The organism is Parapedobacter sp. ISTM3, assembly GCF_016533505.1.
In the GTDB taxonomy this organism is placed as follows: Bacteria; Bacteroidota; Bacteroidia; order Sphingobacteriales; family Sphingobacteriaceae; genus Parapedobacter; species Parapedobacter luteus.
The window spans coordinates 362,031-374,377 of record NZ_JAENGN010000001.1; the positions used below are offsets into that span (position 1 = coordinate 362,031).

The 12,347-nt window shown below is 52.0% G+C and carries 12 protein-coding genes; 8 read left to right on the plus strand and 4 right to left on the minus strand.

What is annotated here, in order from left to right:
• Window positions 1-3 precede the first annotated feature (3 nt).
• Both JHJ32_RS01610 and JHJ32_RS01615 read left to right on the plus strand, forming a co-directional pair.
• Window positions 4-2,325: a glycoside hydrolase family 65 protein gene (locus tag JHJ32_RS01610; RefSeq protein WP_200119396.1), complete on the plus strand. Its 2,322-nt coding sequence runs from the start codon at window positions 4-6 to the stop codon at window positions 2,323-2,325.
• Window positions 2,322-3,662, plus strand: a complete 1,341-nt coding sequence (locus JHJ32_RS01615) for an MFS transporter (protein ID WP_200119399.1) — start codon at window positions 2,322-2,324, stop codon at window positions 3,660-3,662. The genes JHJ32_RS01610 and JHJ32_RS01615 overlap by 4 nt, the downstream gene beginning before the upstream one ends.
• Window positions 3,663-3,680: 18 nt before the next feature.
• Here JHJ32_RS01615 and JHJ32_RS01620 read toward each other — a convergent pair whose 3' ends face one another.
• Window positions 3,681-4,655: a polyprenyl synthetase family protein gene (locus JHJ32_RS01620; RefSeq protein ID WP_079714895.1), complete on the minus strand. Its 975-nt coding sequence runs from the start codon at window positions 4,653-4,655 to the stop codon at window positions 3,681-3,683.
• 147 nt (window positions 4,656-4,802) lie between these two features.
• On the opposite strand from JHJ32_RS01620, the gene JHJ32_RS01625 reads away from it, so the two are divergent.
• On the plus strand, window positions 4,803-5,378 hold the full coding sequence (locus tag JHJ32_RS01625) for a sigma-70 family RNA polymerase sigma factor (protein WP_200119401.1): 576 nt from the start codon (window positions 4,803-4,805) through the stop codon (window positions 5,376-5,378).
• A 7-nt stretch (window positions 5,379-5,385) separates the two neighbouring features.
• Window positions 5,386-6,486 (plus strand): serine protease, encoded by a 1,101-nt coding sequence (locus JHJ32_RS01630; RefSeq protein WP_200119404.1) that lies wholly within the window; start codon window positions 5,386-5,388, stop codon window positions 6,484-6,486.
• 87 nt (window positions 6,487-6,573) lie between these two features.
• Here the strand turns inward: JHJ32_RS01630 and JHJ32_RS01635 are convergent, their stop codons facing one another.
• The gene (locus JHJ32_RS01635; protein ID WP_079714898.1) at window positions 6,574-7,209 is read right to left on the minus strand and encodes a peroxiredoxin; all 636 of its coding nucleotides are present in this window, start codon (window positions 7,207-7,209) and stop codon (window positions 6,574-6,576) included.
• 100 nt (window positions 7,210-7,309) lie between these two features.
• Here JHJ32_RS01635 and JHJ32_RS01640 point away from each other — a divergent pair, with 100 nt between their 5' ends.
• From JHJ32_RS01640 to JHJ32_RS01650, 3 genes are all read left to right on the plus strand, one after another.
• Complete coding sequence (locus JHJ32_RS01640; protein ID WP_200119407.1) at window positions 7,310-8,062, plus strand: EcsC family protein; 753 nt, start codon at window positions 7,310-7,312, stop codon at window positions 8,060-8,062.
• A gap of 8 nt (window positions 8,063-8,070) precedes the next feature.
• Entirely contained in the window at window positions 8,071-8,886 is an 816-nt protein-coding gene (locus JHJ32_RS01645) for a helix-turn-helix domain-containing protein (protein WP_233632429.1), read from the plus strand.
• A 112-nt stretch (window positions 8,887-8,998) separates the two neighbouring features.
• Window positions 8,999-9,376 (plus strand): VOC family protein, encoded by a 378-nt coding sequence (locus JHJ32_RS01650; protein WP_090970906.1) that lies wholly within the window; start codon window positions 8,999-9,001, stop codon window positions 9,374-9,376.
• A 36-nt stretch (window positions 9,377-9,412) separates the two neighbouring features.
• Here the strand turns inward: JHJ32_RS01650 and JHJ32_RS01655 are convergent, their stop codons facing one another.
• On the minus strand, window positions 9,413-10,312 hold the full coding sequence (locus JHJ32_RS01655) for a sulfatase/phosphatase domain-containing protein (RefSeq protein ID WP_200119408.1): 900 nt from the start codon (window positions 10,310-10,312) through the stop codon (window positions 9,413-9,415).
• A 40-nt stretch (window positions 10,313-10,352) separates the two neighbouring features.
• Window positions 10,353-11,030 carry a sulfatase-like hydrolase/transferase gene (locus JHJ32_RS01660; protein WP_200119410.1) on the minus strand — a complete coding sequence of 226 codons (678 nt, stop codon included), beginning with the start codon at window positions 11,028-11,030 and terminating at the stop codon, window positions 10,353-10,355.
• A gap of 156 nt (window positions 11,031-11,186) precedes the next feature.
• Here JHJ32_RS01660 and JHJ32_RS01665 point away from each other — a divergent pair, with 156 nt between their 5' ends.
• On the plus strand, window positions 11,187-12,329 hold the full coding sequence (locus JHJ32_RS01665; RefSeq protein WP_200119413.1) for an acyl-CoA dehydrogenase: 1,143 nt from the start codon (window positions 11,187-11,189) through the stop codon (window positions 12,327-12,329).
• Window positions 12,330-12,347: the final 18 nt, after the last annotated feature.

Here is a 12,347-nt window from a genome sequence, read left to right on the forward strand (position 1 = left end):
TGGATGAAGAACTATATCAAACATGACGAATGGAACATTATCGAAGAAGGATTTAATCCTGCGCTGAACAAAGTTTCGGAAAGTATTTTCAGCATCGGCAACGGACGTATGGGACAGCGGGCCAACTTTGAAGAGCGTTACGGCGGCGAAAGCCTCCAAGGGTCATATGTTGCCGGGGTTTATTATCCCGACAAAACTCGCGTGGGGTGGTGGAAAAACGGATACCCGGAGTATTTCGCCAAGGTGCTGAACGCCCCCAGCTGGATCGGTATCGACGTTTTCGTTGACGGTGAACCGTTGGATCTCCATCGGTTGGAAATCCTCCGTTTCAGGCGGCAGCTTTGCATGAAGGATGGCTACCTGAGCCGGAGTTTTACTGCGCGTTTCGAGGACGGCAGGGAAGTAGCCGTGGAAGCCACCCGGTTTTGCAGCTTGGTGGATGACGAATGCGGGGCCCTTAGCTACCGGATAAGTGCCCGGAATTTCGACGGGCGCTTTGTCGTGATTCCTTATCTTGACGGTGGTGTCCGCAATATGGATTCGAATTATGATGAGACGTTCTGGGAGTACGTCGCTGCCAGCACCGCCCCGAACCGGTCGGTATTGACCATGCGCACCAAAAAAACGGACTTTTGGGTGACCACGGGCATGCACTATGAGCTGCTGGCTGATGAAGGGCGCATTCAGTGCAGTGAACAGGATGTCAGACGGGATGATTACATCGGCAAGTCCGTAACATTCGATCTGGCTGCCGGCCAGAGCATCGCCGTACGGAAATATGCCGTCGTCCTTTCGTCTGAAAACCATCCCAAAGCGGACATGGAGGCACGGGCATCGGCCATGCTGGACCGGGTGGTGGCCAAAGGTTTTGATCGCATGATGGCTGAACAATCTGAAGCTTGGGGCCAAAAATGGGAAGAAAGTGATATCCGCATCGGGGGAGACATTGCTGCCCAGCAGGCCATACGGTTCAACATCTTCCAGCTGCATCAGACCTACTCCGGTGAAGATGAGCGGCTCAATATCGGTCCCAAGGGCTTTACCGGCGAAAAGTACGGTGGGGCTACCTACTGGGATACCGAAGCGTATTGCCTGCCGTTTTACCTGGCCACGGCGCCGCCGGCCGTGGCTAAAAACCTGCTGCTGTATCGCTACAGGCATTTGCCCAAGGCGATTGAAAACGCCCGCAAACTGGGCTTTGATGGCGGAGCGGCGCTTTTCCCGATGGTTACGATGAATGGCGAAGAGTGTCATAACGAATGGGAAATCACATTTGAAGAGATCCACCGCAACGGCGCCATCGCGTTTGCCATCTACAATTATGTCCGGTACACAGGGGACGATGAGTACCTCGCAGACTATGGGCTGGAGGTGCTCATCGGTATTGCGCGTTTCTGGGCACAGCGCGTCAACTGGAGCGAATACCGGCAGCGCTATGTGATACTGGGTGTAACGGGGCCGAATGAGTATGAAAACAACGTCAACAACAACTGGTATACCAATACGATGGCGGTATGGTGCTTAACGTATGCGCTCGAGGCCCTTCCTGCCGTCCGGCATGCCTGGCCTGCCAAGTATGAGGCTGTTATCACCAGGACGGCTTTCGACGAGCGGCATGAAACCGGCACATGGGAAACGATTGTCGAAAAAATGTACTATCCGGTAGATGGCGAGAGGGGTATTTTCCTGCAACAAGACGGTTTTCTGGATAAAGAACTGGTGCCGGCCGAATCACTGCCGGCTGAACAGCGGCCGCTGAACCAGCATTGGAGCTGGGATCGCATTCTGCGATCGTGCTACATCAAGCAAGCCGACGTACTGCAGGGCATATATTTGCTTGAAGATCGCTTTGATCTGGAGACCATACGGCGGAATGTTGACTTTTACGAGCCGCTTACCGTACATGAAAGCTCGCTGTCACCGTGCGTGCATGCTATCCTGGCGGCCAAGCTGGGCGATGAAGAGCGGGCTTACCAATTTTATCTGCGCACGGCAAGGCTTGACCTTGACGATTATAACAACGATACGGAAGATGGGCTTCACATCACATCCATGGCGGGCACATGGATGAGCATCGTGGAAGGCTTTGCGGGTATGCGCGTTCGGGATGGACGGCTGCATTTCAGCCCCATGTTGCCGGTGAAGTGGCAATCGTACGAATTCAGTATCCGGTTCCGCGGTACGGTGCTGACGGTTAAGGTAAGCCGTTCAGGAGTGTTATTGGCTCATAGTGGCAGCGATCCGCTCACGGTTTTTGTCTTTGGTCATCCGTACCGTGTGCCACGTGAAGCGAGCGTTGAACTGGCGGGAGGGCATCGGATATGAATGTTGTGAAAAAGCCGCGCCTGCGCCTTGGCCAGATTGTAAGTATGAGCGTTGGGTTTTTGGGTATCCAGTTCGGCTTTGCATTGCAGAACGGCAACGCCTCCCGCATCTTGCAGACATTCGGGGCCGATATTGAGCAGTTGTCGCTGTTTTGGCTCGCAGCACCGCTCACGGGCATGGTCATCCAGCCCATTGTGGGGCACTATAGTGATCGGACGTGGACGAGGCTGGGGCGCAGGCGGCCCTATTTCCTGGCAGGTGCGTTGTGCTCTGCCGTCGCGCTCGTGCTGATGCCTAATGCGGCCGCGCTGACCGCACTGCTGCCATCGTTGTGGATTGGGGCGGGTATGCTGATGATTATGGACGCGTCATTCAATGTCGCGATGGAGCCGTTCCGGGCGCTGGTGGCCGATAAGCTGCCCGATGAGCAACGGAGTGTCGGGTATTCGGTACAGTCTTTTCTCATCGGGTTAGGGGCGGTGGCCGGCTCTTGGTTGCCCTATATCCTGGCGGAATGGGTGGGGGTACCCAAAACCGCGGAGACGGGATATATACCGGACAACGTGCTGTTTTCGTTCTATATCGGCGGCGCAGTGCTGCTGGGCGCAGTACTGTGGACGGTGGTGACCACGCGGGAATATCCACCCGAAGCGCTGGAACGTTTTGAGGCGGCAAGCGGAGCTGAGCAGCCGGCCGGCAAGCGCAGCGGGTTATGGGCGATATGGCGGGATTTCCGTGAGATGCCGCAAGTGATGAAGCAGCTGGGATGGGTTCAGTTTTTTTCGTGGTTTGCCTTGTTTTCCATGTGGGTGTTCACGACGCCGGCTATCGCGCAGCATGTATACGGCGTGCGTGCGGGCGATACGTTCTCCCTGCGATACGCAGACGCCGGAAACTGGGTTGGCATTTTATTCGGTGTGTACAACGGGGTCGCTGCGGTTTACGCCCTGGCGCTGCCGCTGATTGCCCGGCGGATGGGCACAAAAGGAGCGCACGCCGTGTCCTTGGTAGCCGGCGGTATCGCCCTAATTGCTATTTACTTCATTCCGGACCCCCGGTTTCTTTTGTTGCCGATGGTTGGGGTCGGGATGGCTTGGGGCAGTATACTGGCGATGCCTTACGCCATCCTGTCCGGCAGCATCCCGGCGCGCAAGATGGGGGTGTATATGGGGATTTTCAATTTCTTTATCACCTTTCCGCAGATCGTGAATGGCTTCTTCGGCGGCTACCTCGTGAAATACGCTTTCGGTGGGCAACCAATTTATTCGATTATGATGGCAGGCGTATTGCTGCTTGTTGCCGCAGCGCTGGTGTTACGGGTGAAAACGGCGCGTTGAGCCGCTGCTCCGGGAACGTCAGCTCGTCCGGTTGAGTAAAGTCTGTGCCAATGTCCGCAAAGGCGTTTTACGGGTTGTATGAACGCCGATGGCATCCAATGCCGCATAAGCCTGCTCGATGTATCGCTGTTTGGCCAACTCAGCCGCCTGCCTGACACCGAGCCGGTCGTATAGCACCGTTACGGCGTTTACCTTCGCTTCCGCCGGACCATCGGTGGCCAGCCACCGGTCCAGTTCCGGCCGGATGTCCGTGCCTGCCGTTTCAAGGGCCTTAATCAACAGGTACGTCTTCTTATTGGCCAGGATGTCGCCCCCCCTTTGCTTGCCGAACTGTGCGGGGTCGCCATATACATCAAGGATGTCATCCTGCAACTGGAAAGCCAGACCGACATTCACGCCGAAGTCATATAGGTGTTGCGCGTCATTGTCATCCGCATTGCCCAGAATTGCACCCATCTTCAGGGCGGTGCCAAGCAAGACAGAGGTTTTTAGCCGGATCATCCGGAGGTAATCATCAATACCCACCGATGCCATGTTTTCGAAATCCATATCCAGTTGCTGCCCTTCGCACACTTCGGTTGCCATGGTGTTGAACGCCTCCAAAAGCTGCGGCAATTTTTCAGGTGGGCATTTTGCCAGTTGCCGGTAAGCCATGATAAGCAGGTTGTCGCCCGAAAGAATGGCCACGTTGGGATTCCATTTTTCATGGACAGTTTGCTGCCCCCGCCGCAACGGGGCATTGTCCATGATATCGTCATGCATCAACGAGAAATTGTGGAACAGTTCGACCGCCAGTGCAGCTGGCAGTGCGTTATCCGTGTCGTCAACGGAAAATAGGTCGGCCGCCAGCAAGGTAAGCAATGGACGGATACGCTTGCCGCCAATTTGCAAGAGGTATTTGATGGGTTCATAGAGGTTTTGGGGAAATTCGGGCATATCAATTTCCTTCAGCCCTTCTATTATCCGTTGCTGCAATTGGGCAGTATTGTGCATGACTCTTAATTTTGCGGCTAAGATAGGGATTATTTTAATGAACGGTCGCCGATTACCCATCACGGATCACCAGCCAAATAATCAAAAAAAAGTATTACGTTTGGCAAGGGATATGGGTTACTATTCGGGGTAAAAGCGTATTAATAAGTGAGTAAATTGAATAAGACTGCCATACCGGAAGCTGATCAGAAAACCGTTGACGGTATTGCCCATGGCAATGCCACCGTTTTGGCCGGATTATATAGCGATTATTTCCCCATGGTGTTAAACATGGTGCTGCGAAATAACGGTACGGAGGAGGAGGCGAAGGATATCTTTCAAGAGGCAATTATTGTGCTGTACGATAAAATTAGGCAGGGTAATTTTACGTTGAGCAGTAAGTTAAAAACTTATCTTTACTCGGTGTGCCGCCGGCTGTGGCTTAAGCAACTGGCCAGTCAAGGGCGGGTATATCATGATGTAGACAGTTATGAGGAAATCATTCCGGTGGAGGAGGATTTAGCGATGCATCATGAACGTGATTTACAGCTGTCGATGATGGAGCGGGCGTTGGACAAGCTGGGGGAACCTTGTCGAACCATTATCCATGATTTCTATATATCGAATTTGTCGATGCAGGAAATTTGCGAAAAATTCGGATATACGAACGCGGATAATGCGAAAAACCAAAAATACAAATGCTTGCAGCGGTTAAAGAAAATATTTTTTACAGCGGTTAAGTGAAACGGAGATGATGAACGAGCAGGAATTTATAACACGGGCGGAGCGCTATTTGAACGGCGCAATGGACAACGGCGAGCGAATCGCTTTTGAACAGTATTGTGAAACGCATCCGGAGGCGGCTGAGCAGCTGGCCACCCATCGGTTATTTTTACAGCAACTGAAGGAACATGCAGACCGGGTAGCATTTAAACGCACGCTGTCGGCGGTAGCGGCCAACTATCAGGCAAGCCCGGTGAATGCTGCCCGGCGTGAACCGATACTGGTGACGCTATGGAATAAATATAAAATCAATTCATTGATTGCGGCGAGTGTTGCCGTGGTCGCCGTATTTTCAACATTATGGCTGTCGGGGTATTATAAAACCATCCAAAAGACCACGACCAACTACAGTGAGTTGAAGCGGGATATGAATACCGTAAAGAAAAACGTCAATGCGCAAAATGCGGTGATACGCAACATCAACAGCGAGAAGCTAAAAGACGGGCAGGCCGAAAGTCACTTTGGCGCTACGGGCTTCCTCTTGTCAGCCAACGGGTATGTCGTGACCAATTACCACGTGGTGAAAGGAGCTGACTCGGTACATCTCCAAAACACCAAAGGAGAAGTTTATAGAGCGGAGGTGATTTATGAAGATCCCAGTCATGATGTGGCCTTGTTATATATCCGGGACAGTACGTTCAAAGCATTGAAAGCTACGCCTTACACGTTTAAGGAGACGCCGTCGGAGCTTGGGGAGGATGTGTACACCATTGGGTTCCCGCGGGATGAAGTGGTTTACGGGCAAGGCTACCTCAGCTCGCGTACAGGATATGCAGGGGATACCACGGCTTATCAATTGTCCATTCCTGTCAATCCCGGGAACAGCGGAGGGCCGGTCCTTGACAGTAAAGGTAATGTTATCGGTATTATTAGTGGGAAGCAAACCGGTATCGATGGAGCTTCATTTGCTATCAAAACCGAGGCCTTGTTGAAATCCATCTCGGCTGTCCCGGTGGATTCATTGGATAACAGGCCAACCATCAACAAAAGGAATACACTTCATGGCCTGCGGCGAACGGAACAAATAAAACGCATACAGGACTATGTGTATTTAATAAAAGTCTTTTAGTGGGCTTTGTGAAATAACGAAAGCGGTTGGTACTGATGTCCAACCGCTTTTTTATTGCTTGCTTTGTATCTTGCCTTCCCAAGCGGACTAAATATTCGGCTGCGGCGTCGTACGCAGGTAGGGCTTGATGATGGTGTGCCCTTTGGGAAACCGCTCCGGAATCTCTTCTGTCGGGACAGCCGGTACCACAATGACATCTTCACCGTGCTGCCAATCTGCCGGTGTGGCTACACTGTAATCAGCAGTGAGCTGCAGTGAATCAATCACGCGGAGAATTTCCAGGAAATTCCGCCCGGTCGAAGCAGGGTAGGTCAGCGTAAGTTTGATTTTTCGATCCGGTCCGATAATGAATACCGAACGAACTGTGGCGGTTGCCGACGCGTTGGGATGTATCATGTCGTACAATTCGGAGACCTTCCGGTCTTCATCAGCAATCAGCGGAAAATCGACTTCGCAGTTTTGCGTTTCATTAATGTCGTTTATCCAGCCGGTATGCTTATCCAATGGGTCCACACTTACGGCCAGCACCTTCACATTCCGTTTGTCAAACTCCGCTTTCAGCTTGGCTGTACGTCCAAGCTCCGTTGTGCACACCGGCGTATAGTCGGCCGGATGTGAAAATAATACGACCCAGCTGCCCTCGGTGTAGTCGTAAAAATCGATTTCTCCTATTGTCGTCACCGCCTTGAAGTTTGGTGCGGTGTCACCCAATCGTAAGCTCATGTTGCGTTCCTCCTTATGTTGTAGTCTACAAAGTTAATAGATTTTATAACAATACAAAGCGATGTAACAATATATCACTTTGTTCCATCTAAAAAACACGATGGAAGGCGAATCGTTTGGAGAAATATCACCGGAGTACCGCAAAAGGGTATTGATCGAATTAGCTTTCTGGCAGCTTAAGATGACCAAAAAGCAGCCGGTCGGCAGTGTGTGGGCGAAAAACATACAAAGCAAGCTCAACAACCTCATTCCCGAAAAGGTGCATCAGGCGATTACCTACACCATCGAGAAGATGGTAAAGGGAGTGCTTTTCGGTGCGCAGTATACGATGGCTTCGCCGAGGACGTACAGTAGTTTTCAACTGCGCGAGGCGTATGCATTGCGACTTATTGAGACCTACAAAAAGACGGCCTCCGTCGAAGGTGCTGTTACCGGAGCTGGCGGCATCTTAATGGGGATTGCTGATTTTCCGGCCCTGCTGGCCATTAAAATGAAAATGCTGTTCGATATCGCAGTGATATATGGTTTTGATGTAAAGACGTATAAAGAACGGCTTTTCCTGCTCACGGTGTTTCAGCTGGCTTTTTCGAGCCATAAGCACCGCGGCGAAATATATAGCCGTCTGCTCCGTTGGGAAGCTTACGCAGCGGAATTGCCCGACGACGTTGACAGCTTCGACTGGCGGACGTTCCAATTGGAATACCGCGATTATATCGATCTCGCGAAAATGGCGCAACTGATCCCCTTGATTGGTGCGGCTGTAGGTGCTGTGGTCAATTATCGTCTGGTGCAACAATTGGGGACGGCAGCGATGAACTGTTATCGGATGCGGATATTGGAGAAGGACGAATAAGCTAAACATTGGATACGCTGACCATCATACGGGCGGGATATAAGCCCATACAACCTACCATAACACCGGCGGGCGAGTCGGTGACATACGAAGAAATATTGCCGGATCATAGGCTGCGCCCGTATATTTATTGTTATTGGCAGCTCAAAACGAAGGCTCCCCTACGGGCGCCGTTTACTTACCGGGTAGTGGCCGATGGATGCATCGATGTCTTCTTCGAGTTAGACCGACCTGAGGCGAGCTTCGTGATGGGCTTTTGTAAGCGGTATACGGAGTTTGAACTGGATAATGCGTTTAACTACGTCGGTGTCCGGTTTCTGCCTACGATGTTTCCGCAGTTGTTCAGCGTCGACGCATCCTCGTTGAGCAACCGTACCGAGGACTTGGGCGCTGTCATTCCGTCCATGGCCCGTTTCGTTGCGGATCGGTTTGCCCCGGACCTGCCCACCCCTGCTGTCTGGCAACGGCTGGATGATTATTTTCTTCAGCATCTGGCCGATATCGATTTTAATCAGGACCCGCGCTTATACGGCGCCATTGCCACGATCATGCAGAAATCGGGTGTGCTGAACCTGGAAAAAGACATCGATAGCGGAATCAGCCCGAGACAGCTGCGGAGGCTTTTCGAATACTATATTGGCGACACGGCAAAGACGTTTTCCAAAGTGGTGCGTTTCCAAAATATCCTCCGCGCCAAACCTTCAACCCAAAATCTTCGGGAAAATAAGCTGTTTTATGATGCAGGCTATTACGATCAAGCCCACTTTATCAAAGAGTTCAAAAGCTTGTATGGCGTGACACCGAGTCGCGCATTTGGAAGGTAACTCGTCCGATTTTTACAATTTTAGGTCGCCATCTCGGTGCATTTTTGCATAGGCAAAACAAAAGAATTATTGCGTGCACGCAAGTAGCAGGCAACACAAAAATCAAGACAAAATGAAGTTAAATGCAGGAATCATCACCGAAAAACTGGCCGAAAGCAAGGCCTTTTACACCGAAACACTGGGGTTTGGGGTAACATTCGAAAACGAGTTTTATCTCCTGTTGCACACCCCGGGCCACACCGCCGAAATCAGCTTTCTGTTGCCTGATCACCCTTCGCAGCAACCCTTATTCCAGCCTGCATTTGGCGGCCAGGGAATCTATCTTACCATCGAAGTGGAGGATGTGGATGAATTATACGAAGCGGTAAAAGCGAAAGGGGTCCCGGTAGCAATTGACCTCAGGGACGAACCGTGGGGTGACAGGCATTTCGCCATTGTCGATCCCAACGGCGTCGGGGTCGATATTGTTACGTATTCGGCAACGGAATAAACCCTTTTTGTCCCGCGGACATCGGAGTATGCGTTGTCAAGGGGTCCCCTTTTCCAGATAGGATCGCAGGTATTTATGATTGTTTTCATCCGAATCCCCATATTGCGTCCGGACAGCGGTTAGCCGCTTATGCATGCTGTCCCGTACCTCTTTATAAGCGGGATCATCATATACATTTTTCATTTCCCCGGGATCCTCTTGCAAATCATACAGTTCCCACTCATCGATATCGTAATAAAAGTGGATCAGTTTATAGCGGTCGGTCCGGATGCCGTAGTGCCGCTTGACGGCATGGATGGCTGGATATTCGTAATACGTGTAGTAGATGGCATCGCGCCAGTCGTGGCTGCGTCCGGCGGCTAACTCCCGGAATGATTCGCCCTGCATATCCGGCGGGATGGATGCCCCTGCATAGTCCAGGAATGTCGGAGCAAAATCAAGGTTTTGTACCAGTGCGTCGATTTTCGTTCCCGGTTTGATTTCTTTGGGATACCGGATCAGCAGTGGGGTGCGGAGCGACTCTTCATACATGAATCGCTTGTCGAACCAACCATGTTCACCGAGGTAGAACCCCTGGTCGGAAGTATATACCACGATCGTGTTCTCCGCCAGTCCATTAGCTTCAAGGTATTCGAGCAGTCTCCCGACACCATCATCGATGGAGGCGATGCATCCGAGGTAATCCTGCATATAGCGTTGGTAGCGCCAGCGCATCAATTGGGTGTCCGATAGCAGGCGGAAATCTCTTCTGAACGCATCATTGATGGGATCATAGACCGCATCCCAGGCCGCACGCTGGGCGGAATCCATGCGCCCGAGATTATTGTTGTAGGCCGCTTTATCCCATTCAATCGGGCTGATGAGTCCCAGTTCATCCACCACATCCGGCCTTAGCTTGGAATCGCCTGCCCAATTCATGTCTTTCAGGATGTTCATTTCCGCTGTTTTTGCGGCGGTACCGCGGCCCTGAAAATCATCAAACAGGCTTGACGGCTCGGGGAAATTCCATTTGGGTATATTCCGGATAGTGTCGCTCAGCAGGAAGCCACTCGCGGTGTGGCGCTTTTTGGTGATACAACAGGCAGAACGGTTGATCGGGGTTTCGTTGATCCAGCCAGTCAAGCGCGAGGTCGGTGGTGATGTCTGTGACATAGCCATGCAACTGCCTTTTTTCGCCGTTGATAATGAAGTCAGGATTGTAATAATGCCCTTGTCCGGGAAGTACGGCCGAATAGTCGAATCCCTGCGGCAGGCCATCCATGTGAATCTTGCCAACCATCGCGGTCTGGTACCCCGCTTGCTGCAGCAGCTTCGCAAAATTGTTTTGATTCCAATCGAACGGTTGCTCGTTGTCCACCTTGCCGTTCACGAAGCTGTGCTTGCCGGTCAGCAGTACCGCGCGGCTTGGCGCGCACAGCGAATTGGTCACGGTGGCGCGGGTGAAAAGTGCACCCTCGTGGGCGATCCGATCGATATTGGGTGTTTTATTCAGCCCGTGGCCATAGGCGCTGACGGCTTGGTAGGCGTGGTCATCGCTCATGATGTAAATGATATTAGGGCGTCGGGTATGCTTATCGGCAGGCGGATTACAGGCTATGCATAATAGGTATAATAAAACAAATGTCCAGGGGATGCGTAATGACAGTGATTTCATTCGTTGGTTATTGTGAGTCCGCTATGGGTAGGCAAAAGTACACAATTTGGCTGCAAAATGGATATACTCCCGGTGCCGGGCCCGAAAATCCAACATGGTTTTGCTATGCGAGCATAGCATTTTTGTTATATTTGCTTCGTAAGGAGCCTGTCAATTATGATTTTCGAACTCACCGAAGAACAACGAATGATCCGGGATATCGCTCGGGACTTTGCACAAAACGAGTTGAAACCCGGCGTCATCGAGCGCGATGAGCAACAGCGCTTTCCTGCCGAACAGGTCAAGAAGCTGGGCGAACTGGGCTTTTTAGGGATGATGGTCGCCCCCCAATACAACGGCGCAGGGCTTGATGCGGTATCGTACGTATTGGTGATGGAAGAGCTTTCGAAGATTGACGCGTCTGCATCGGTGGTGGTGTCGGTCAACAATTCGTTGGTGTGCTACGGCCTCGAACAATACGGCACAGAGGAGCAGAAAGAGAAGTACCTAAAGCCATTGGCTGTGGGGGAGCACATCGGCGCATTCTGCCTCTCGGAACCCGAAGCGGGGTCAGACGCCACCTCACAGCGTACCATGGCTGCGGATATGGGCGATTATTACCTGCTTAATGGCACCAAAAACTGGATTACCAACGGCAGCACCGCCTCCACGTACCTGGTGATGGCCCAAACCCATCCCGAAAAGGGGCACCGGGGCATCAACGCGTTCATCGTGGAAAAAGGAATGGAGGGATTCACGGTTGGGCCCAAGGAAAATAAGCTGGGCATCCGCGGGTCAGATACGCACTCGCTCCATTTCAGCGATGTAAAAGTGCCCAAGGAAAATCGCATCGGGGAGGACGGTTTCGGATTTAAGTTTGCCATGAAGACACTCGAAGGCGGGCGTATCGGCATTGCGGCGCAGGCACTGGGTATTGCTTCCGGCGCGTATGAGCTGGCACTGAACTATGCCAAGGAGCGTCAGACCTTTGGCAAACCCATCGCCCAGCACCAAGCTATCCAGTTCAAGTTGGCTGATATGGCCACTCAGATAGAAGCGGCAAGGTTGCTTTGCCTAAAGGCTGCCTGGTTGAAAGATCAGGACCAGCCCTATGCGCAGGCTGCTTCCATGGCCAAACTCTACGCCTCCGAGGTGGCGATGAAAACTACCGTCGAAGCGGTGCAGATTCATGGGGGCTACGGCTACGTAAAAGAATACCACGTCGAACGCCTGATGCGCGACGCCAAGATTACCCAAATCTATGAAGGTACCTCGGAAATCCAACGGATGGTCATCACAAGGGAAGTACTCAAGGATTGAAGTTAAAATCGATTCAAC

Coding starts and splice junctions, on each gene's coding strand:
- JHJ32_RS01650 (WP_090970906.1), top strand. CDS start 8,999: ATGAAGTTAAATGCAGGAATCATCACCGAAAAACTGGCCGAAAGCAAG.
- JHJ32_RS01630 (WP_200119404.1), top strand. CDS start 5,386: ATGATGAACGAGCAGGAATTTATAACACGGGCGGAGCGCTATTTGAAC.
- JHJ32_RS01640 (WP_200119407.1), top strand. CDS start 7,310: ATGGAAGGCGAATCGTTTGGAGAAATATCACCGGAGTACCGCAAAAGG.
- JHJ32_RS01660 (WP_200119410.1), bottom strand. CDS start 11,030: ATGAAATCACTGTCATTACGCATCCCCTGGACATTTGTTTTATTATAC.
- JHJ32_RS01665 (WP_200119413.1), top strand. CDS start 11,187: ATGATTTTCGAACTCACCGAAGAACAACGAATGATCCGGGATATCGCT.
- JHJ32_RS01620 (WP_079714895.1), bottom strand. CDS start 4,655: ATGCACAATACTGCCCAATTGCAGCAACGGATAATAGAAGGGCTGAAG.
- JHJ32_RS01655 (WP_200119408.1), bottom strand. CDS start 10,312: ATGAACATCCTGAAAGACATGAATTGGGCAGGCGATTCCAAGCTAAGG.
- JHJ32_RS01610 (WP_200119396.1), top strand. CDS start 4: ATGAAGAACTATATCAAACATGACGAATGGAACATTATCGAAGAAGGA.
- JHJ32_RS01615 (WP_200119399.1), top strand. CDS start 2,322: ATGAATGTTGTGAAAAAGCCGCGCCTGCGCCTTGGCCAGATTGTAAGT.
- JHJ32_RS01635 (WP_079714898.1), bottom strand. CDS start 7,209: ATGAGCTTACGATTGGGTGACACCGCACCAAACTTCAAGGCGGTGACG.